The organism is Actinomadura sp. NPDC048032, assembly GCF_040653175.1.
In the GTDB taxonomy this organism is placed as follows: Bacteria; Actinomycetota; Actinomycetes; order Streptosporangiales; family Streptosporangiaceae; genus Spirillospora; species Spirillospora verrucosospora.
This window is the reverse complement of sequence record NZ_JBEZJP010000021.1, coordinates 1-20638: the sequence shown is the minus strand read 5'-3', so window position 1 is coordinate 20638 and position 20638 is coordinate 1. Positions and strand designations below refer to the sequence as shown.

Here is a 20638-nt window from a genome sequence, read left to right as displayed (position 1 = left end):
CGGCTACTTCTTGCCCTTGTCGGCGTCGCCGCCCTCTCGACCGGGGGCGGCGACGAAGGCCTCCTGCGGGACGTCCACCCGCCCGATGGTCTTCATCCGCTTCTTGCCCTCCTTCTGCTTCTCCAGCAGCTTGCGCTTGCGGGAGATGTCGCCGCCGTAGCACTTGGCGAGGACGTCCTTGCGGATGGCGCGGATGTTCTCGCGGGCGATGATGCGCGCCCCGACCGCGGCCTGGATCGGCACCTCGTACTGCTGCCGCGGGATCAGCTCCTTGAGCTTGGCCGTCATCATCAGGCCGTACTCGCGGGACTTGTCCTTGTGCACGATCTGGCTGAAGGCGTCCACCGACTCGCCCTGCAGCAGGATGTCGACCTTCACCAGGTCGGACTCCTGCTCGCCGCTGGGCTCGTAGTCGAGCGAGGCGTACCCGCGCGTCTTCGACTTCAGCTGGTCGAAGAAGTCGAAGATGATCTCGGCGAGCGGGAGCGTGTAGCGGATCTCGACGCGGTCCTCCGACAGGTAGTCCATGCCGAGCAGCACGCCGCGGCGGCCCTGGCACAGCTCCATGATCGCGCCGATGTGGTCGGACGGGGACAGCACCGTCGCCTTCACCACCGGCTCGTACACCGTGCCGATCTTGCCCTCGGGGAACTCGCTGGGGTTGGTGACGACGTGCTCCGTCCCGTCCTCCATCACGACCCGGTACACCACGTTCGGCGCGGTCGAGATCAGCGACAGGTCGAACTCGCGCTCCAGCCGCTCACGGACGATCTCCATGTGCAGCAGCCCGAGGAAGCCGCAGCGGAACCCGAACCCGAGCGCAGCGGACGTCTCGGGCTCGTAGACCAGCGCGGCGTCGTTCAGCCGCAGCTTGTCGAGCGCGTCGCGCAGCTCGGGGTACTGGTCGCCGTCGACCGGGTACAGGCCGGAGAACACCATCGGCTTCGGGTCGCGGTAGCCGCCGAGCGCCTGGGCGGCCTGCCGGGACGCGCCGGTCACGGTGTCGCCGACGCGCGCCTGCCGGACGTCCTTCACCCCGGTGATCAGGTAGCCGACCTCGCCGACGCCGAGGCCCTGCACGGGCTTGGGCTCCGGGGAGATCACGCCGACCTCCAGGGTCTCGTGCGCGGCCCCGGTCGACATCATCAGGCTCTTCTCGCGCCGCGACAGGTGCCCGTCCATGATCCGGACATAGGTGACGACGCCCCGGTAGGTGTCGTAGACCGAGTCGAAGATCAGCGCCCGGGCGGGGCCGTCGGAGTCCCCGACGGGCGCCGGCACCTCCTCGACGATCTTGTCGAGCAGCTCGCGGACGCCCTCGCCCGTCTTGCCGGACACGCGCAGCACGTCCGCGGGGTCGCAGCCGATGATCCCGGCCAGCTCCTCGGCGTACTTCTCCGGCTGCGCCGCCGGGAGGTCGATCTTGTTGAGGACGGGGATCAGGTGCAGGTCGGCCTCGAGCGCCAGGTACAGGTTGGCGAGCGTCTGCGCCTCGATGCCCTGTGCCGCGTCCACCAGCAGGACCGCGCCCTCGCACGCCGCGAGCGACCGCGACACCTCGTAGGAGAAGTCGACGTGGCCCGGGGTGTCGATCAGGTTGAGGACGTGGTCGACGCCGCCGGCCGTCCAGGGCAGCCGGACCGCCTGGCTCTTGATCGTGATGCCGCGCTCGCGCTCGATGTCCATGCGGTCGAGGTACTGGGCGCGCATCTGGCGCTCCTCGACCACTCCGGTCAGCTGCAGCATCCGGTCCGCGAGGGTCGACTTGCCATGGTCGATGTGCGCGATGATGCAGAAGTTGCGGATGATCGCGGGATCGGTCTTGTCAGGCTGGGGCGCTGGCACCGGGGTCCGTTCGCAATGCTCACAGGTGGACAGGGATCTGTACCTCCCATAGTCCCATGTCCCGCCCGATGCTCCGTGCACGGTCCGGTTTGGGACCGGCCCCGGTGATTGGTAAGCTGTGCGACTGCGTGTGGCGTAGCGTCGTGCCCCGGGGGCACCGTCCCGCCCCCGTTCAGACATTTTCGTCAGCGCCTGCCGATACGCGCAGGCCCAGGATCGCGACCAAGCTGAGGCTCTACGACGTGGCTAACATCAAGTCCCAGATCAAGCGCAACAAGCAGAACGAGAAGGCTCGCCTGCGCAACAAGGCCGTCAAGTCCGAGCTGAAGACGGCGATCCGCAAGTTCCGCGAGGCCGCCGAGGCCGGCAACGTGGACGACGCCGTCGCCGCGCAGCGGTTCGCCGCCCGCAAGCTGGACAAGGCCGTCAGCAAGGGCGTCATCCACAAGAACCAGGCCGCCAACCGCAAGTCGGCGATCGCCAGGCAGGCCGCCGCCCTGCAGGCCAAGTAAGAGCCGCACGCCCGGGGCCGGCCGCGCGCCGGCCCCGACGCATGTCCATGGACGAGCGCCGCGCGGTCAAGATCTCCAAGTATCTCGCCAAGCACCTGCGGCACCGCCCCGAGCGGATCGGCCTCACGCTCGATCCCGAGGGATGGGCGGACGTCGCCGACCTGCTCTCGGCCGCCGCCGCCCACGGGTTCGCGCTCACCCGCGCGGAACTCGACCACGTGGTGGCGGTCAACGACAAGCAGCGCTACGAGCTCGCCGGCGACCGGATCCGGGCCGTCCAGGGCCACTCGGTCCCCGTCTCGCTGAACCTGCCGGTGACGCCCCCGCCGGAACTGCTGTACCACGGCACCGTGCGCCGTTCCGTCGACTCCATCCTGCGGGAGGGCCTGCTGCCCATGGGGCGGCACGCCGTCCACCTGTCGCCCGACCTCGAAACGGCCCGGCGCGTCGGCGCCCGGCGCGGCGCCCCTGTCGTGCTGACCGTCCAGGCCGGCCGTATGGCGGCCGACGGTCACGAGTTCCGCGTCAGCGCGAACGGGGTGTGGCTGGTCGACGCGGTCCCGCCGGAATATCTGAGCGAATGACCTCGGCGGCGGCCCAGTCGGGGACGTGCCGCACCCAGTCGGGCCCTTCCTTCGGCCCGAACAGGTACCGGTACGGGACGATCTCGCGGATGGCGCGGTGCACGTCCAGCCGGTCGTCGATCATGTGGGTGATCCCGAGTTCCGCGCAGTGCCGCGCCTTGTCCTGCCGCTTCCGGCAGAACCGCACGTTGCGCCGCGGCAGGCCCGTCCGCCCGTAGAAGTCGTGGTGGTCGAGCCAGGCCAGCGTCCTCTCCCGGATCCGGTCGCCGCACTTGGAGATGATCCACGCCCGTCCCCCGAACGCCTCGACCAGGCCGGGCAGCACCTCGTAGACGCCGTCGGTGGCAGGGGACGCGAGGGCCTCCTCGAAACTCCCGTCGAGAAAGACGGTGTCGTCCTCACCGGGTGCCCGAAGGCCGCCATGGATGACCCGGCCGAAATCGACGCCGAGCCGCGGTTCGCTGTTCATGCCCCCACCTTCGGCCCGCGCACCCTAGAACAGAACTATCGATCACCTCCACGGCTATAGTCCCTGCCTATGGACTTGAGCCGCCTCTCCACGGACGCGCTCGCCTCGTTCGCGGTCTTCGCCGACCACCTCAACTTCACCCGCGCCGCCGAAGAGCTCCACATCTCCCAGCCCGCCCTGCACGTCAAGGTGCGAAGGCTCGGCGACACGCTGGGCCGTCCCCTCTACACCCGGCACGGGCGCCGCCTGGCCCTCACCCCCACCGGGGAGCAGGTCGCCCGCTTCGCCCGCGACCTCGACGCCCGCATGACGGCGTTCCTCGCGGACGTCCACGGCACGTCCCCCACCCGCGTCCCGGCCCTGGCCGCCGGGGAGGGCGCCTACCTCTACCTCCTCGGCGGCGCCGTCCGCCCCGGCATCCGTCTGATCAACGGCGACCGCGCCCGCACCCTCGCCGCCGTCCGCACCGGCCGCGCCGACCTCGGCGTCGCCGTGCTCGACGTGCTGCCCGCCGACGTCGCCGCCGTCCCGCTGGCGTCCTACCCCCAGACCCTCGTCATGCCGGACGGCCACCCCCTCGCCGCGAGGCCCCACCTCACCCTCGCCGACCTCGCCGGCGCGTCCCTCGTCGTCCCGCCTCCCGAGGGCCCGCACCGCATCACCCTCGAACGCGCCCTGCGCGCCGCCGAGGTGCCCTGGTCCCTGGCCGTCGAGGCCGCGGGCTGGCCCCTGATGCTGCACTTCGCGTCCCTCGGCGTCGGACTCGCCGTCGTCAACGGCTGCGTCCCCCCTCCCCCGGGCCTGACGGCGCGCGAGATCATCGACCTGCCCGCCGTCCCCTACTACGCTCTCCACCTGCCGGACAGGGCCGACGACCCCCTCGTCACCGGACTCCTGGCCGCCGTCCGCACATCGCTGAGGAGCGCTCCGTGCACTTCGAGACCTCCGTCGACATCGACGCCCCGCCCGAGACCGTCTGGAACCTCCTGAAGGACGTCGAGCGCTGGCCCGGCATGACCGCCTCGATGGACCGCGTGGAACTCCTCGACGAACCCTTCACCCTCGGCAGCCGCGCCCGCGTCCACCAGCCGAGACTCCCCGCGACGGTCTGGACCGTCACCGCCTTCGACGAGAACAGGACCTTCACCTGGGAGTCCCGCTCCGCGGGCATCACCACGACCGGCGGCCACGAGGTCGCCCCCGCCCCCGGCGGCAGGTCGACCGTCCGCCTCACCCTCGACCAGAAGGGCCCGCTGGCCCCCCTCTTCGCCCTCCTGGCCGGCCGCCTCTTCCGCCGCTACGTGGCCATGGAGGCCGAGGGCCTGAAGACCAAGGCCGAACAAGGCCCCACCCCCTAGAAGGACGGCCCTGGCACCGTCAGGTCGACGGGCGGAGGCCGGTGAACATGATGCTCAGCGTCCGCCGGCGCAGGTCGTCGTCCCAGCCTCCGTGCAGTGCGCCCTGACAGGCGCTGACCAGCAACGCCATCACCTCGTCGTGCCGTATCTCCGCAGCGATCGCGCCCGACTCCTGCGCGCGCGCCAGCAGCTCTCCCACCGCGTCACTCAGCGATCCAAGCGGCCCGGTGATCGGCACCTCCGTTCCCTCGGCCGCCAGCAGGCTGACGACGGCCCGGTTCGCGGCGGTCCGCTCCACGAGCCGCGCGAAGAACTCGAACAGCGCGCCCTCGGGATCCCCGTCGGCGACGAGTTCCGCCGCGTCGTCCGTGACCTGCTGCAACAGCCGTTTCATCAGGGCCCGCAGCAGGTCGCCCTTCGTCGGGAAGTGCCGGAAGACGGTACCGATCGCCACGCCCGCCCGCCGCGCCACCTCCTCCGTCGACGCGTCCGGGCCGGCGGCGGCGAAGACCTCCTCCGCCGCCTCCAGGATCCGCTCCCGGTTGCGCCGCGCGTCCGCGCGCATCAGCCGCCCCTCCCTGGACAACATGAGTCCCGACTCATTATCCTCATTTCATGAGTCACCACTCATCTTAGGAGGGCTCCATGCCGACCGCACCACGCGAACTCTTCGGCCAGATGCAGCAGCGTTGGCTCGACCACCCGGCCTCCCACATCGGCGACCTCCTCACCGACGACGCCGTCATCGAGACCCCCTTCGCACCGCCCGGCCACCCGACCAGATTCGAGGGCAGGCAGCGGTTCCTGGACTTCGCCGAGCCGCAGCGGGCCGCGTTCCCCGTCCGGTTCGACGCCTGCCGCACCCTCGCCGTCCACGACACCCACGACCCGAACACGATCGTGGTGGAGTACGAGCTGACCGGCACGAACACCAAGACGGCCAAGCAGTCCACGGCCGCCTTCATCGCCGTCCTCACAGCACGCGACGGCAAAGTGGCCCGCTGGCGCGAGTACCAGAACACCCTCGCCATCATCCAGGCCCTCACCTAACCGCCCCCCAACACAAACCCGCCCCCACACCCCACACGAACGCCCGACCACAGCCGCTGTCTACGAGTCACCGATCCGTGGTTCGGTTGACTACCTCGGGTGCCGTACGCACCCGACGAGTGGTGTCTGCTCGCGCTGGAGCTTTCGGTCGACCTGGCGGGGGCCGGTTCGCGCTGTCGGCGCGGTCGGCTTTCCGTCGGCGGGTCAGCCGCGGGCGGCGACTATTCGGGCGACGGTCTTCTCCAGGGCGTAGGCGGGGTCGGCGGCGCCGCCCTTGACCTCCGCGTCGGCCTCGGCGACGGCGGTCAGCGCGCGCGCGACCCCGTCTCCCGACCAGCCGCGCAGCTGCTTCTGCACCCGATCGATCTTCCACGGCGGCATGCCCAGGTCCTTGGCCAGGGCCGCTCCCCGCGCGCCGCGCGGAGCGCCGCCGACCTTCGCCAGTCCGCGCACGCCCTGGGCGAGCGCGCTGACGATCAGGACGGGCGCCACACCGGTCGCCAGCGCCCAGCGGAGCTGCTCGAGGGCCTCGGCGAGCTGTCCCTCGATCGCCTTGTCCGCCACGGTGAAGCCGCTGACCTCGGCGCGCCCGCGGTAGTAGCGGGCGATGGCCGCATCGTCGATCTTTCCGCCGGTGTCGGCGACGAGCTGGCTGCAGGCCGCGGCCAGCTCGCGCAGGTCGTTGCCGACGGCCTCGATCAGCCCCCGCGCGCCGTCCGCCGAGATCTTCCCGCCCGCCTTGCGGATCTCGCCCCGGACGAAGTCGACCCGCTCCCCGGCCTTGGTGACCTTCGGGCACGAGATCTTGCGCGCCTTGAGCTTGGTCAGCCCGTCCACCAGGGCCTTGCCCTTGGCGCCGCCGGGGTGGACGGCGACGAGCACGACGTCCTCCGCCGGTGTCTTGGCGTATTTCAGCACCTCGGCCGTCAGGTCCTTGCCCAGATCCTGCGCCGAACGCAGCACGAGGACCTTCCCGCTGCCGAACAGCGACGGCGACGTCAGTTCGGCGATGCGTCCGGGCTCCAGCCCTCCCGGAGCCAGGTCGATGACCTCGGTCTCCGGATCCCCCGCCCGCACCGACGCGACGACGTCTCCGACCGCCCGATCCACGAGCAGCTCTTCATCACCGACGACCAGAATGATGGACTCAACCGACACCCTTGCAGCATGCCACGCCCCACCCACCCCCGCGGCCGACCACGAGGATCCCTCCCCCAACGCCTGGGTCAGTGGCGGGGGACGGTGACGAGACCGGACCGGGTGCGGGCTATGGCTATGTCTCCTTCCCTGTCGGTGCGGTGGATCTGGGTGTGGAGGCGGCCCAGGAGGGCGAGGGTGGCGCCGGACGGGTGGCCGTAGTCGTTGCGGGCTCCGACCGAGATCAAGGCGATGGAGGCTTGGGCGGCGGCCAGGAAGGCCGGGTCCTGGCTGCGCGAGCCGTGGTGCGGGACCTTCAGCACCTGGACGCGGGGGACACTCGCTTCCAGGGCGCGCTGGGCTTCCAGTTCCACATCGCCGGCCAGGAGAGCGCTGAAGCCCGGTTTGCGGGCGACGAGGACCACGCTCGCGTTGTTGATCGTGGTGCCGTCGTCCCCGGGTGACAGGGCGGGGCCGGTGGTCAGCGGGGCCAGGACGGAGAGGGTGAGGTCTCCGACGCGCCACTGCCGGCCGGTCTCGGCGGGGTCGACGCGGAGGCCGGCCGTGCGGCGCGCCTCGCGGCCCGAGGTGCGGGGCGTGATCAGCACCTCGCGGACGGCGCGGCCGCGGCGGACGCCGGAGACGCCGTTGATGTGGTCGGCGTGCGGGTGGGTCAGGACCATGAGCGGGACGTCGGTCACGCCGAGGCGGCGAAGGCAGCGGTCCACCGGGGCGGGGTCGGGGCCCGCGTCCACGACGACGGCCTGGCCCGGCCCGGCCGACAGCGCCAGGGCATCGCCCTGGCCGACGTCGCAGGCGACCATCTGCCAGCCGGGCGGCGGCCATGACGGGGCGATGACGCGCAGGGCGACGACTCCGATGAGGACCCCGGTCATGGCCGCGGCCGCGAGGAGGCGGAGACGGCGGCTGCGCAGGGCCAGGGCCGCCGCCCCCGCGCCCAGGAGGAGCGTGGTGGCGCCCAGGGCGCCGCTCGTCCAGGGGATGGTCGCGTAGGGCAGCGACGCGGCGGTTCGCGCGACCCAGATGATCCAGCCCACGGCCAGGCCGGCGGGCCACACGATGACGCGGGCGAGCGGCGGGGAGAAGGGGGCGGTGACCGCGGCGAGGGCGCCCAGGAGGGTGGCGGGGGCGACGGCCGGGGCCGCGAGCAGGTTGGCGAACACGGAGACGACGCCGATCTCCCCGGACAGCATCACCAGGACGGGTGCGACGGCCGCCTGGGCGGCGGCCGCGACGGCGAGGGCGGCCGCGAGCGGGCCCGGCATCCGGCGGGCGAGCCGCTCGTGCCAGGGCGGGGCCAGGACGAGCAGGCCGGCCGTCGCGAGGGCCGACAGCGCGAACCCGTAGGAGCGCGCCAGTTCCGGGTCGATGAGCACGAGGAGCAGCACCGCCGCCGCCAGGGCGGGCAGGCCCTGGCGCTGCCGTCCGGTGAGCAGCGCCAGAAGGCTGATCAGGCCCATGACGGTCGCCCGGAGGACGCTCGGCTCGGGACGGGCGACGACCACGAACGCGCACACGGCGAGGACGGCGACGGGTGGGGCCCGGCGCCGGCCGAACCCGGCGAGGCGGCACAGCCCGAGGACCGCCCCGATGACGATCGCCAGGTTCGCGCCGGAGACCACGAGGAGGTGGGTGAGCCCGGCGATGCGGAACTCCTCAGCGAGTTCCGGGTCGAGGCGCGAGGTGTCGCCGACGACCATCGCCGGAAGGACCGCGCGCCTGTCGGGCGGGAGCCGGGCCACGGCCGCTCGCAGCCGCGCCCGCACGTGCTCGGCGGCGCGCTGGATCGCCGACGGCGGCCCGAGGACGGCCGGCGGCCCGCGCACGATCACGACCGCGGCGAGCAGGCCGGGGCCCCTCGGCGGCACGAAGCGGCCGCGGAGCCGCACGCGCTGGCTGGGGATCAGGCGGAGCCAGCGCGGATCCGAAGCGATCAGCAGCACCGGGACGCGGACCCCGGTTCGCTCCACGGCCTCCGCCCGCGCGCGGATGATGATCACTGGTCGCCCGTTCCCGGGCCTGGCCCGCGGGTCCCCGGTCACCACGGCCTCGGCCGTCGCGAACCGTCCCGCGCGGGCCAGCTCTCGCGCGGGCCCCGTCCCGACGGCCGTCGTCCGCAGCGCCACCCCGCAGGCCGAGGCCGCGGCGCAGGCCAGGGCCGCCCCGGCGAGCAGCCGCCACCCGTTCCCCGGCCCCGCACCGCCGCCTTCCGCCCGCCGCGCCATCGGAACGAGTCGTCTGAGGGAGCGCTCGAACCGGCCGCCGCCCACGCCCCGCGCGACATCGCCAAGGCGGGACGTAGTGAAGTGGCGGGCGCGCTGGTTGCCGTTCTTGGGTCGGGCGGGGCTCTGCTGCGGGTGGCGGGTGCTGGCGGCACTCGTCTGCCATGTGGGGTCGCCGTTCGGGGGATGCGTGGGCGTGGGAGTGGGTTCGTGAGGGTCAACTGGGCGTTCCGGGGTGTCTGCGTTTCGGTGAAGAGGTGCTTGCCCCTTGGGCGGTGAGGTGCTTGCGGGTGGGCGGTGGGTGGTCAGGAGGTAGAGGGACGCGGCGGCGGCGGTCGCCGCCAGGCCGTAGATCAGGGGCCCGGGCAGCCCTATGGTCGCGGCGGCGGCGAGCCAGGTGGCGAGCGCCGGGGCCAGGAGGCGGAGGTCGTGGGTCAAACCCGGACCATCGCCTTCAGGTCGGCGAACCGGTGGGCGCCGATGCCGCTGACGTCCTGGAGTTGCTCGACGGAGCGGAAACCGCCGTGCTGGGTGCGGTAGGCGACGATGCGCTGGGCGAGGACGGGGCCGACGCCGGGAAGGTCGTCCAGTTGGCCGGGGGTGGCCGCGTTGAGGTCGAGAGGGGCGCCGGGCGCGCCCGGAGCGGGCGGGGCCGCGCCGCCGGGCGGCGGTGGGGGCGGTGACGGCGCGCGGACGCCGACGGGGATCTGCTCGCCGTCCACCAGGGGGCGGGCCAGGTTGAGGGCGCCCGTCTTCGCGCCCGGACGGACCCCGCCCGCGGCCTTGATGGCTTCGGCGACCCGGGAACCGGACGGCAGGGTGATCACGCCCGGGTGCTCGACCTTGCCGAGGACGTGGACGACCACCGGGGAGGACGCCGAGGATGCCGGGGCGGCCGACAGGGTGGGACGCGGTTCGACGAGGGAGGCGGTCGCCGCGGGGGCCGCCGGCTGGGGGCGCGGCCGGGCGAGCCAGAGATATCCGACGGCCACCAGGGCGGCGAGCACGCCGACGAGGACGAGCGTGCGGACGTGGGAGCGGTCGGGCGTCGCGCGTAACCGGGCGGCCGGCGGCGCGTCGGCCGGGGCGGCGGGCGGCTTCCAACGGCCCGTGAGTGCGTGCAGGCGGTCTTCGATGTCAGGTCTCATGGAGCCTGACGTTAAGGAGGCCGGCCGGGCGGGCGCGCGGGGTTCGGAAAGTGTGGATAACCCTGGGTCAGCGGCGCCGGGACGCCGCGGCCGCGAGGACGAGCAGCGCCGCCAGGAGGGCCGCGACGCGGGTCAGCGTGCCGGGCGTCGCGAGGTAGACGCCACCGAAGACGGCGATCGCGAGGACGTTCGACAGCAGCGCGCCCGTGTTCGTCAGGGCGGAGACGGACGAGGCCTGCGCCGGTCCCGCGGCCCCGGTGATCCGGTCGACCAGAGGGCTGAAGGCGGCGGCGTGACCGGCCCCGGCGGCGTACAGGAGGGGCACCGCCAGGAGCACCGGCCAGCCGTCCCGGGTCAGGAGGGCCAATGCCGAAGCGGCTGCGGCGAACGTGAGCAGGCCCCATGTCGGCAGGTCCCCTCGCAGAGAGAGGGGCAGGCGCGTCCACCCCAGGCCCGCCGTCGCGAAGCCCGCCGTGTACGGGAGGAACGTGAGCCCGGCGTGGAGCGGCGAGAAGCCGAGCACGTTCTGCAGGTAGAGCGCGAACGTGAAGAGGAAGCCGGTGTAGGCGCCCATCACCGCGCAGGAGGCGAACAGGCCGGGCTTGATGAACGGTCTGCGCAACACTGAGAGGTCCAGAAGCGGCGACGCCGTTCTCAGCTCATGGACGCAGAAGATGGCGAGCAGAACGCATCCCGCCGCTATGGACGGCCACGTCCACAGCGGCCAGTGCTGTTCCCTGCCGAGAACCAGGGGCACGACGAGCGCGCCCATGCCGCAGGAGAGGAGAACCACGCCGGGCAGGTCCAGGCGGACGGGCTTCCTGTGTTCCGGCGGCATCAGACGTGGTCCGATGGCGAGGAGCACGGCCCCCACAGGGACATTGACCAGGAAGATGGGCCGCCAACTGCCGCCGAGGGTCACGATGACGCCTCCCGCCACCTGACCCAAGGCGACCCCCAACGCCAGGACCATCGAGTACAGGCCGAGTGCACGCCCCCTGGCCGCCCCCTCGAAGGACAGCTGGATCAAAGAGAGAACCTGCGGAAGCAGGAGTGCGGCCGCTGCACCCTGGCAGATCCTCGCGGCGACAAGGACGGCACCGGTCGGCGCCAGCCCGCACGCCAACGACGCGACCGTGAAGCCGAACAGTCCGAGGAAGAACATCGAGCGGTGGCCGTGGCTGTCGCCCAGCCGCGCGCCCGTGACCACGAGGACGGCCAAGGCGAAGATGTAGCCGCCCGTGACGAGTTGCAGAAGAGAGCCGGACGCGTGCAGACCTTCCGCGATGTCCGGCATCGCCACCGCCACGATGGAGCCGTCCATCGACACCATCGCCTGCCCCGTGAGCAGCACCGCTAGAAGCCATCGTCCGACCATTCCGCGAGTGTGCTGGGCGGCCTTCCGGCGGCGCTTGAAGATGTTTGCCCCTGCGTACGATGACGGGCATGCGCGAATCGACCACCGTGGCGGAGACGGAAGACTTCTCTGTCCACGCGGTGCGCTGCACGGGGCACCAGCCCGGATGGTCGGAGCCCGAGCCGTTCACCGGGGATCAGATCGTCCTGGTGCGGTCGGGGCGGTTCCGCATGCGGTCGCGCCACGGACGCGCCGTCGTCGACCGCACCATGGGCTATGCCCAGACCGTCGGTGAGGAGGGCCAGTTCGCGCATCCCGCGGGCGGCGACGTGTGCACGTCGATCATGCTCTCCCCCGCCCTGTGGCGGCGCCCGTCCGGGACGGTCAGGGTCAGCGCGCGGGCGGACGTCGCCCATCGCCTCCTCCTGCGCTCCGGCCCCGACGTGGCCTTCGAGACGGCCGAGCGGCTGATGGGCCTGCTCGCCCACCTCGCCGTGGACGAGCAGGGCGGGAAGCGCCGCGCCCTGGTCGACGAGGCACGCGAGGCCATGGCGAGCGGCCATCAGGAGGCGGCCGGGCTCGTCTCCCTGGCACGGCTCCTGGAGGTCTCCCCCTCCCACCTGAGCCGGACGTTCCGCCGCGAGACCGGCATGTCCGTCACTCGTTACCGGAACAGGATCCGGGTGGGGCTCGCCCTGGACCGCCTGGAGCAGGGCGAACGGGACCTGTCCGGCCTCGCCGCCGATCTCGGCTTCGCCGACCACGCGCATCTCACCCGGACGGTCAGGGCGGAGACCGGCCACCCGCCGACCGTCCTGCGCCGCCTCCTGCGCCCCTGAGGCCCTCCTCCCGGCGCCCGCGGGTCAGAGCTGGGGGGCGATGACGACGCCCAGCATGCCGGGGCCGACGTGGGCGCCGATGACGGGGCCGACCTCGCCGACGTAGACGTCCTGGACGTGCGGGACGCGTTCGCGCAGCCGGGCGGCGAGGGTCTCGGCGCGGGCGGCGGCAGAGAGGTGCTGGACGCCGAGGTCGACGCGCCGGGCTCCGGCCTCGGCCACGGCCATCTCCTCCAGCCGGGCCAGCGCCCGCGAGGACGTGCGGACCTTCTCCAGCGGCGCGATGCGCCCGCCGGTGATCTCCAGGAGCGGCTTCACCATCAGCGCGGAGCCCCACAGGGAGGCGGCGGCGCCGATCCGGCCGCCCCGCCGCAGGTGCTCCAGGGTGTCGACGTAGATGAGGGAGCGGGTGAGCCCGGCCCGCCGGACGGCGGCGGACACGGCGTCGGCGGCGGACCCGCCCGCCATCGCGGCGGCCGCCGCGGAGAGCGCGGCGAATCCGAGGCCCATGCCGATGGTCCCGCTGTCGACGACCCGCACGGGCACGGGGGCGTCCTCGGCGGCGAGCCGCGCCGCCTCGACCGTCCCCGACATGGCGGAGGCCAGGTGCACGGAGACCACCTCGCGCGCGCCCGAGGCCGCGGCCGCCTCGTAGGCGTCGGCGAACCGCCGGGGCGCGGGACGGGACGTGGTGACGGGGTGCCATTCCTTCAGCGCCAGGGCGGCCTCGGCGGTGCTGATGTCGCCTTCGTCCCGGGTGGCGCCGCCGACGGCGATCTGCAGGGGGACGACGGTCAGCCCGTGCCGTTCGGCGAGCCCGGGGGGAAGGTAGGCGGTGGAATCGGTGACGACCGCGACCGCGCTGCCCATGCCGGCGACACTACCCGCCGCCCGCGCCTCCTCCGTCAGGGCTGGACGGGGACGCCGCCGCGCCAGATGCGCAGGGCGCGGAGCCCGAACGCCCAGGCGAAGGCGCCCTCGTGGTCGGCGTCCCACAGGACGATGTCGGCGAGCATGCCCGGGGCGAGGGAGCCGCGGTCGCCGACGCGCAGCGCGGCGGCGCCGCCGAGGGTGGCGGCGCGCAGCGCCTCGGTCACGCTGAGCCCGAACATCGCGACCGACAGCCCGATGACGAGGGGCATGGAGGTGATGCCGCACTGGCCGGGGTTGTGGTCGGTGCCGAGGGCGACGGTGACGCCGCGGTCGAGCATCTGCCGGACGGGCGCGGGGGCGCGGCTGCTGTTGAGGGAGCTGCCGGGGCAGACGGTGGCGGTGACGCCGGCGTGGGCGAGGGCCTTGATGTCGTCGTCGTTGGCCTGGGTGAGCAGGTCGGCGGAGGCGCAGCCGACCTCGGCGGCGACCTGGGCGGCGCCGATGCGCTCGTTGGCGCAGGCGTGCATGCGGGCCTTGAGGCCAGCGCGCTTGCCGGTGAGGAGGAGGGCGCGGGCCTCCTCGGCGGTGAAGTGGCCCTCGTCGCAGTAGACGTCGATCGAGTCGGCGCCGGCGACGGCGGCGTCGCCGGCCCAGAGGCGGACGGCCTCGATGTAGTCGCGGCGGCGTCCGAAGAACTCGGGCGGCAGGATGTGCGCGGCGAGGAACGTGGCGTGGATGCGCGGCATGGAGGGCTCGCCCTCCAGCGACCGCAGCATCCGGATGTCGGCGAGCTCGCCGTCGCGGGTGAGGTGGTAGCCGGTCTTGGCCTCGACGGTGGTGGTGCCGGCGAGGATCCACTGGCGGAGCCGTTCGCGGACGCCGTTGCAGAGCGTCCAGGGGTCGGTTCCCCGGGTGACGGTCACGGTGGAGTTGACGCCGCCGCCCGCCGCGGTGATGGCCGAGTGGGACGAGCCGCTGGTGCGCATGGCGAGCTCGGCCCACCGGTTGCCCGCGTAGACGGGGTGGGAGTGGGCGTCGATGAGGCCGGGCGTGACGAGGCCGCCGCCGAGGTTCTCGACGTGGTCGACGTCGACGATGTCGTCGATGATGCCGGGGACGCTCTGCGGGAGGTCGGAGGCGGGCCCGGCCCAGACGATGCGGTCGTCGTGGATGAGCACCGCGGCGTTGCTGCAGACGTCGGTGCCCGTCCAGAGCCTGCCGATGTTCGTCAACAGCCGTACCGTCATAGGGTCACCGACCTGGATGGGGCCATGCGCACGTGAGCGCGGTGCAGGATGCCGTGGGGCGACGGTGCGGGCCGCGGTCCCTCGTTCGAGCGTTCGGACCTGCCATGGTTGGGCCACCTGCTCTCGATCCGAAACGCCGACTGGGTGCCGGCGGCTCCACCTGTGGAGGGTCGGGTGGCCGGGGGGCCACCGCTGGCAACGAGACCGGAGGTATCGGTTTCGTCACGGTAGTGCACGGAACGTCCGTCCGACAACCTCTGATCGCAGCACATCGACACCCATCACCCCGCCCCTTAGCTCTACGACGGTACGGATTTCAACCGCACCGTCAAGCGGATTGGACAAGCTGTCATCGTTCGGCGACCAAGGGGCGTCTTCGGACGTTCTCGAATCGGTCACTGGGCCCATCCCAAACCCACCGGGGCTCCTGCGGAGGCACCCGGTGGGTGAGGGTGATCAGGCCGTCGGGGAGACGGTCTCGTACTGGGCCAGTTCGCCCGCGAGGTCGACCGGAAGGCGGGCGTGCAGAACGGTGCCCTCGGCGACGTGCTCCTGCTTGAGGACCTCGCCGCGCTCGTGCACGCGCGCGACGAGGTCGCCGCGCTCGTACGGCACCAGGACGTGCAGTTCGCTCTCCAGACCCGGCAGGTCGGCCTCGATCGCGGCGCGCAGCTCCTCGATGCCGAACCCGGTGCGGGCGGACACGACGACGCTGTGCGGCTCACGGCGCTGCAGGCGTGCGATCGCGAGCTCGTCGGCGGCGTCCGCCTTGTTGATCACGATGATCTCCGGGATGCGGTCCGCGCCGATCTCGCGCAGCACCTCGCGGACGGCGTCGATCTGCGCCTCGGGGTCGGCGTCGGAGCCGTCGACGACGTGCAGGACCAGCCCGGCGTCGGTGACCTCCTCCAGCGTCGAGCGGAACGCCTCGACGAGCTGGTGCGGCAGGTGCCGGACGAACCCGACGGTGTCGGCCAGGGTGTAGGCGCGGCCGCCCGGCGTCTCGGCGCGCCGGACGGTCGGGTCGAGGGTGGCGAACAGCGCGTCCTCCACCAGGACCCCGGCGCCCGTGAGCCGGTTGAGCAGGGACGACTTGCCCGCGTTGGTGTAGCCGGCGATGGCCACGGCGGGCACCTGGTGGCGGCGCCGCTCGCCGCGCTTGGTGTCGCGCGACTTGGACATCTCGGCGATCTGGCGGCGCAGCTTGGCCATCCGGGTGCGGATCCGCCGACGGTCCAGCTCGATCTTGGTCTCGCCGGGGCCGCGGCCGCCGATGCCGACGCCGCCCGCGGCGCGCCCGCCGACCTGCCGGGACAGGTTGCCGCCCCAGCCGCGCAGCCGCGGCATCAGGTAGTCGAGCTGCGCGAGCTCCACCTGCGCCTTGCCCTCGCGGCTCTTGGCGTGCTGGGCGAAGATGTCCAGGATCAGCGCCGTCCGGTCGATCACCTTGACCTGGACGGTCTCCTCCAGGTGGCGCAGCTGGCTCGGCGCCAGCTCGCCGTCGCAGATGACGGTGTCCGCGCCGGTGGAGATCACGATGTCGCGCAGCTCCGCCGCCTTGCCGGAGCCGATGTAGGTCGCCGAGTCGGGGCGGGTCCGGCGCTGGACGAGGCCCTCGAGCACCTGCGAGCCCGCGGTCTCGGCGAGCAGCGCCAGCTCGCGCAGGGAGTTCTCGGCCTCCGCGGCCGTCCCCTCCGTCCACACGCCGACGAGCACGACCCGCTCAAGCCGGAGGGCGCGGTACTCGACCTCGGTGACGTCGGTCAGTTCGGTGGAGAGGCCCGCGACGCGGCGCAGTGCCCGTCGCTCTTCCAGGTCGAGCTCGCCCGTCAGGGGCTCGTACTCGAACTCGTCAGGGGCCTGGGTCTCGTCTGCAGAGAAAGGTTCAGTCATATGTCCTCGTAGAACGCCGCTTCGCGGCCGTATCTTCCCCGCGATGGTCTCACGCACCATCCCCGCCGGTCACCTGGTTATCACCCGGTTTCCCCCTGGGTTGACGCAAGCGCGCGCGGGGAGGTCTGCAGGGGGCCCCGCTTTGACCGGCCTCCGTACCGGCGAGTACCGTTCTCCACATAACAGAAGTCGAATTTCGCTATACGAATGGGCAGGCAGATGGCTGGACTGGAAGGCATCGAGGTCACCGGACCCCTCGGCGAGCGGTACGAGGAGATCCTGACCCCCGAGGCGCTCGGCCTGCTCGCCGCCCTGCAGCGCGAGCTGGGCGCCCGCCGCAAGGAGCTGCTGGAGGCGCGCGCGGAGCGCCAGCGCAAGCTGTCCGCGGGCGGGACCCTCGACTTCCTGCCCGAGACCGCCGGCGTCCGCGGCGACGACTCCTGGCGCGTCGCCGCGCCCGCGCCCGGCCTGGAGGACCGCCGCGTCGAGATCACCGGCCCGACCGACCGGAAGATGACGATCAACGCGCTGAACTCGGGCGCCAAGGTGTGGCTGGCCGACTTCGAGGACGCCAACACCCCGCTGTGGAACAACATGGTCGAAGGGCAGCTCAACCTGCGGGACGCCCTCGACCGCACCATCGACTTCACCGACGCCAGGAGCGGCAAGTCCTACGCGCTGAAGGACGACGGGGAGCTCGCGACGATCGTCGTCCGGCCGCGCGGCTGGCACATGGAGGAGAAGCACCTGCTCGTCGACGGCGAGCCCATGTCCGGGTCGCTGTTCGACTTCGGCCTCTACTTCTTCCACAGCGCCCGCAGGCAGCTCGACAAGGGCAAGGGCCCCTACTTCTACCTGCCGAAGATGGAGAGCCACCTCGAGGCGCGGCTCTGGAACGACGCGTTCAACCTCGCCCAGGACGCCCTGGAGATCCCGCGCGGCACCATCCGCGCGACCGTGCTGATCGAGACGATCCCGGCCGCGTTCGAGATGGAGGAGATCCTCTACGAGCTGCGCGACCACTCCGCCGGCCTGAACGCGGGCCGCTGGGACTACCTCTTCTCGGTGATCAAGAAGTTCCGGGACCGGGGCACCGACTACGTGCTGCCCGAGCGCAACGCGATCACGATGACCGCGCCGTTCATGCGGGCCTACACCGAGCTGCTCGTGCGGACGTGCCACAAGCGGGGCGCGCACGCGATCGGCGGCATGGCGGCGTTCATCCCGTCCCGCCGCGACGAGGAGGTCAACCGGGTCGCGCTGGAGAAGGTCCGCGCCGACAAGACCCGCGAGTCCGGCGACGGCTTCGACGGCTCCTGGGTCGCCCACCCCGACCTCGTCCCGGTCTGCCGCGAGGTGTTCGACGGCGTCCTCGGGGACAGGCCGAACCAGCGCGACCGGCTCCGCGAGGACGTGCACGTCTCCGCCGCCGACCTGCTCAACGTCAAGGCCACCCCCGGCGAGATCACCGAGGCGGGCCTGCGCAACAACATCGACGTGGCGCTGCGCTACCTGGCCACCTGGCTGGACGGCGCGGGCGCGGTCGCGATCCACAACCTGATGGAGGACGCGGCCACCGCGGAGATCTCCCGCTCCCAGGTGTGGCAGTGGATCTACAACGGCGTCTCCACCGCGGAGGGCCAGAAGATCACCAAGGAGTGGGTGGAGCAGCTCCTGGACGAGGAGCTGGGCAAGATCCGCGAGGAGCTGGGGCAGGCGTACAACGAGCCCCGCTACAACCAGGCCGTGGAGCTCTTCAAGGAGGTCACGCTGGCCGACGAGTACTCCGAGTTCCTCACCACGCCGGCCTACCAGCAGTTCCCGTAGGGGGCCGGCTCCGGCGGCGTTCGCGGGCCGTCCGGGAGAGGCGTTCCGGACGGCCCGCAAGGCCTTGCGACCGCTCGGCGGGCGAGGGATCGTGGAGAGAGTGGAGACCATGCTCACGGCGCTCGGACTCAGGCTGGAGGCGCTGCTCGGGCCCGGCCGGGTGATCAGCGATCCGGTGCGGCTGCGCACCTACGAGTGCGACGGCCTCACCAACCACCGGTGCACGCCCGGCGTCGTCGTGCTGCCCGACACGGCCGAGCAGATCGCCGCGATCGTGCGGGAGTGCGCGGCGGCCGGGGTCCCCTACGTCGCGCGCGGGTCGGGCACGGGCCTGTCGGGCGGGGCGCTCCCCCGCGCCGACGGCGTGCTGATCGTCACGTCCCGGATGAACCGGATCCTGGAGATCGACATCCCCGGGCAGCGGGCCGTGGTGGAGCCGGGCGTGATCAACCTGGACGTGACGCGGGCCGTCCGCCCGCACGGGTACTACTTCGCGCCCGACCCGTCCAGCCAGCAGATCTGCTCGGTGGGCGGCAACGTCGCCGAGAACTCCGGCGGCGCGCACTGCCTGAAGTACGGGTTCACCGCCCACCACGTGCTGGCCTGCGAGGTCGTCACGCCCGACGGCGAGCTCGTCGAGCTCGCGGCGGACGGGCCCGGCTACGACCTGCTCGGCGTGTTCGTCGGGGCGGAGGGCACGCTCGGCATCGCCACCAAGATCACGGTGCGGCTGACGCGGGTCCCCGAGACCGTGCAGACGCTGCTGGCCGCGTTCGGCTCGATCGAGGCGGGCGGCGCCGCGGTGTCGGCGATCATCGGCGCGGGCGTCGTCCCGGCGGCGATCGAGATGATGGACGCGCTGGCGATCGAGGCGGCCGAGGCGGCGGTGCGCTGCGAGTACCCGCCGGGCGCCGGCGCGGTGCTGATCGTGGAGCTGGACGGCCCGGAGGCCGAGGTCGCCGCCCAGTTCACCGAGGTGGAGCGGATGTGCCGGGACGCGGGCGCCTTCGAGATCCGCATCGCCGCCGACGACGCGCAGCGGGCGCTGATCTGGAAGGGGCGCAAGTCGGCGTTCGCGGCCGTGGGCCGGATCAGCCCCGCCTACCTCGTCCAGGACGGCGTCATCCCCCGGACCGTGCTCCCGGACGTCCTGGCCAGGATCGACGCTCTGTCCGCCAAGTCGGGCGTGCGGGTCGCGAACGTGTTCCACGCGGGGGACGGCAACCTGCATCCGCTGGTGCTGTTCGACGACGCCGAGCCGGGCGCGGAGGAGCGCGCCGAGGAGGTCTCGGGCGCGATCCTCGACCTGTGCATCGAGCACGGCGGCTCCATCACCGGCGAGCACGGGGTCGGCGTGGACAAGGCCCGCTACATGCCGCGCATGTTCACCGACGCCGACCTGGACACGATGCAGATGGTCCGCTGCGGCTTCGATCCGGCGGGGCTGTGCAATCCGGGCAAGGTCTTCCCCACGCCGCGGCTGTGCGGGGAGGTGCCCGGCAAGCGCAAGGGCCCGCACCCGTTCGAGGGAAAGGCGGACATCTTCTGATGCGGCCCCTGGACGCCCTGGCGAAGGTCTGCGGCGACGTACGGCCCGGTGAGGCCGCCGAAGGCGTGCTCGGCGTGGAGCCCGCGCTCGTCGCGGCGCCGAAGAACCTGACTGAGGCCGCCGACGTCATGCGCGTGGCCGCCGAGAAGGGCCTGGCCGTCGTCCCGCGTGGGGCCGAGACCCGGTTGGACTGGGGCGAGCCACCGGAACGCTGCGACCTGCTCATCGACACCCATCGGCTCAACAGGCTCGTCGAGCACACGGCAGGCGACCTCGTCGCCAAAGCTGAAGCCGGGCTCGCGATGGAGGACTTCGCCGAGAAACTGGCCGAACGGGGGCAGCGGCTCGCGCTCGACGTCCCGCTACCGGGTTCGACGGTCGGCGGGACGATCGCCACGAGCGCCGCCGGTCCCCTGCGCACGCTCTACGGGACGCCCAGGAACCTGGTCATCGGGCTCACGGTCGTCCGGGCGGACGGCCAGGTCGCGCGCTCCGGAGGCAAGGTCGTCAAGAACGTCGCCGGGTACGACCTGGGGCGGCTCTTCGCCGGTTCCTACGGAACGCTCGGCCTGATCGTTGACGCCACGTTCCGCCTGCATCCGATCCCCGAGGCGACCGCGTACGTGACGTGCGCCGTCGACGGGCCGGAGGACGCGCACGACGCGGTCCAGACCGTCCTGCACTCCCCCGTCGCCCCGAGCGCGGTC

General features: G+C 72.5%; 19 protein-coding genes. 9 read left to right on the top strand and 10 right to left on the bottom strand.

From position 1 onward, the window contains the following. Positions 1 to 3: 3 nt before the first annotated feature. Positions 4 to 1845, bottom strand: a complete 1842-nt coding sequence (gene lepA, locus AB0C69_RS05280) for a translation elongation factor 4 (RefSeq protein WP_360350029.1) — start codon at positions 1843 to 1845, stop codon at positions 4 to 6. A gap of 242 nt (positions 1846 to 2087) precedes the next feature. Between lepA and rpsT the strand changes: the two genes are divergently transcribed. Together rpsT and AB0C69_RS05270 are read left to right on the top strand one after the other, a co-directional pair. Further along, the gene (gene rpsT, locus AB0C69_RS05275) at positions 2088 to 2357 is read left to right on the top strand and encodes a 30S ribosomal protein S20 (protein WP_141577350.1); all 270 of its coding nucleotides are present in this window, start codon (positions 2088 to 2090) and stop codon (positions 2355 to 2357) included. Between the two features lie 47 nt (positions 2358 to 2404). Next, positions 2405 to 2941, top strand: a complete 537-nt coding sequence (locus tag AB0C69_RS05270; RefSeq protein ID WP_360350066.1) for an RNA 2'-phosphotransferase — start codon at positions 2405 to 2407, stop codon at positions 2939 to 2941. Here AB0C69_RS05270 and AB0C69_RS05265 read toward each other — a convergent pair. Then, a complete protein-coding gene (locus AB0C69_RS05265; protein WP_360350025.1) occupies positions 2883 to 3410 on the bottom strand; it encodes a hypothetical protein in 528 nt (175 codons plus the stop codon). The two genes, AB0C69_RS05270 and AB0C69_RS05265, sit on opposite strands and share 59 nt — an antisense overlap. A gap of 69 nt (positions 3411 to 3479) precedes the next feature. Between AB0C69_RS05265 and AB0C69_RS05260 the strand changes: the two genes are divergently transcribed. Further along, positions 3480 to 4400: a LysR family transcriptional regulator gene (locus AB0C69_RS05260; RefSeq protein WP_360350022.1), complete on the top strand. Its 921-nt coding sequence runs from the start codon at positions 3480 to 3482 to the stop codon at positions 4398 to 4400. Beyond that, the gene (locus AB0C69_RS05255; RefSeq protein WP_345174377.1) at positions 4340 to 4768 is read left to right on the top strand and encodes an SRPBCC family protein; all 429 of its coding nucleotides are present in this window, start codon (positions 4340 to 4342) and stop codon (positions 4766 to 4768) included. The genes AB0C69_RS05260 and AB0C69_RS05255 overlap by 61 nt, the downstream gene beginning before the upstream one ends. 19 nt (positions 4769 to 4787) lie before the next feature. On the opposite strand, the gene AB0C69_RS05250 is transcribed toward AB0C69_RS05255, so the two are convergent. Next, a complete protein-coding gene (locus AB0C69_RS05250) occupies positions 4788 to 5357 on the bottom strand; it encodes a TetR/AcrR family transcriptional regulator (RefSeq protein ID WP_360350019.1) in 570 nt (189 codons plus the stop codon). A gap of 56 nt (positions 5358 to 5413) precedes the next feature. Between AB0C69_RS05250 and AB0C69_RS05245 the strand changes: the two genes are divergently transcribed. Beyond that, a complete protein-coding gene (locus AB0C69_RS05245) occupies positions 5414 to 5818 on the top strand; it encodes a nuclear transport factor 2 family protein (protein ID WP_353832581.1) in 405 nt (134 codons plus the stop codon). A 204-nt stretch (positions 5819 to 6022) separates the two neighbouring features. On the opposite strand, the gene holA is transcribed toward AB0C69_RS05245, so the two are convergent. The 4 genes from holA to AB0C69_RS05225 all read right to left on the bottom strand — a co-directional run bounded on the left by holA (position 6023) and on the right by AB0C69_RS05225 (position 11724). Continuing rightward, complete coding sequence (gene holA / locus AB0C69_RS05240; protein ID WP_345174372.1) at positions 6023 to 6976, bottom strand: DNA polymerase III subunit delta; 954 nt, start codon at positions 6974 to 6976, stop codon at positions 6023 to 6025. Between the two features lie 68 nt (positions 6977 to 7044). Beyond that, the gene (locus AB0C69_RS05235) at positions 7045 to 9636 is read right to left on the bottom strand and encodes a ComEC/Rec2 family competence protein (RefSeq protein ID WP_360350014.1); all 2592 of its coding nucleotides are present in this window, start codon (positions 9634 to 9636) and stop codon (positions 7045 to 7047) included. Next, positions 9633 to 10346: a ComEA family DNA-binding protein gene (locus AB0C69_RS05230; protein WP_360350011.1), complete on the bottom strand. Its 714-nt coding sequence runs from the start codon at positions 10344 to 10346 to the stop codon at positions 9633 to 9635. Before AB0C69_RS05230 ends, AB0C69_RS05235 begins: the two co-directional genes overlap by 4 nt. 67 nt (positions 10347 to 10413) lie before the next feature. After that, positions 10414 to 11724 (bottom strand): MFS transporter, encoded by a 1311-nt coding sequence (locus AB0C69_RS05225; protein ID WP_360350008.1) that lies wholly within the window; start codon positions 11722 to 11724, stop codon positions 10414 to 10416. Between the two features lie 68 nt (positions 11725 to 11792). On the opposite strand from AB0C69_RS05225, the gene AB0C69_RS05220 reads away from it, so the two are divergent. Further along, on the top strand, positions 11793 to 12542 hold the full coding sequence (locus AB0C69_RS05220; RefSeq protein WP_345174366.1) for an AraC family transcriptional regulator: 750 nt from the start codon (positions 11793 to 11795) through the stop codon (positions 12540 to 12542). Between the two features lie 24 nt (positions 12543 to 12566). Here the strand turns inward: AB0C69_RS05220 and AB0C69_RS05215 are convergent, their stop codons facing one another. The 3 genes from AB0C69_RS05215 to hflX form a co-directional block, all read right to left on the bottom strand. Next, complete coding sequence (locus AB0C69_RS05215) at positions 12567 to 13412, bottom strand: DegV family protein (protein WP_360350005.1); 846 nt, start codon at positions 13410 to 13412, stop codon at positions 12567 to 12569. 35 nt (positions 13413 to 13447) lie between these two features. Further along, positions 13448 to 14662 (bottom strand): imidazolonepropionase, encoded by a 1215-nt coding sequence (hutI, locus tag AB0C69_RS05210; protein WP_067631854.1) that lies wholly within the window; start codon positions 14660 to 14662, stop codon positions 13448 to 13450. A 456-nt stretch (positions 14663 to 15118) separates the two neighbouring features. Further along, on the bottom strand, positions 15119 to 16555 hold the full coding sequence (gene hflX, locus AB0C69_RS05205) for a GTPase HflX (protein ID WP_345174362.1): 1437 nt from the start codon (positions 16553 to 16555) through the stop codon (positions 15119 to 15121). 219 nt (positions 16556 to 16774) lie between these two features. Here hflX and aceB point away from each other — a divergent pair, with 219 nt between their 5' ends. The 3 genes from aceB to AB0C69_RS05190 all read left to right on the top strand — a co-directional run. Continuing rightward, positions 16775 to 18382, top strand: coding sequence for a malate synthase A (gene aceB / locus AB0C69_RS05200; protein WP_360350000.1), 1608 nt, complete (start codon positions 16775 to 16777; stop codon positions 18380 to 18382). Between the two features lie 109 nt (positions 18383 to 18491). After that, positions 18492 to 19931: an FAD-linked oxidase C-terminal domain-containing protein gene (locus tag AB0C69_RS05195; RefSeq protein WP_345174748.1), complete on the top strand. Its 1440-nt coding sequence runs from the start codon at positions 18492 to 18494 to the stop codon at positions 19929 to 19931. Further along, positions 19931 to 20638 (top strand): FAD-binding oxidoreductase (locus AB0C69_RS05190; protein ID WP_360349997.1); only part of this gene is annotated, 708 nt, incomplete at its 3' end. The genes AB0C69_RS05195 and AB0C69_RS05190, both read left to right, overlap by 1 nt.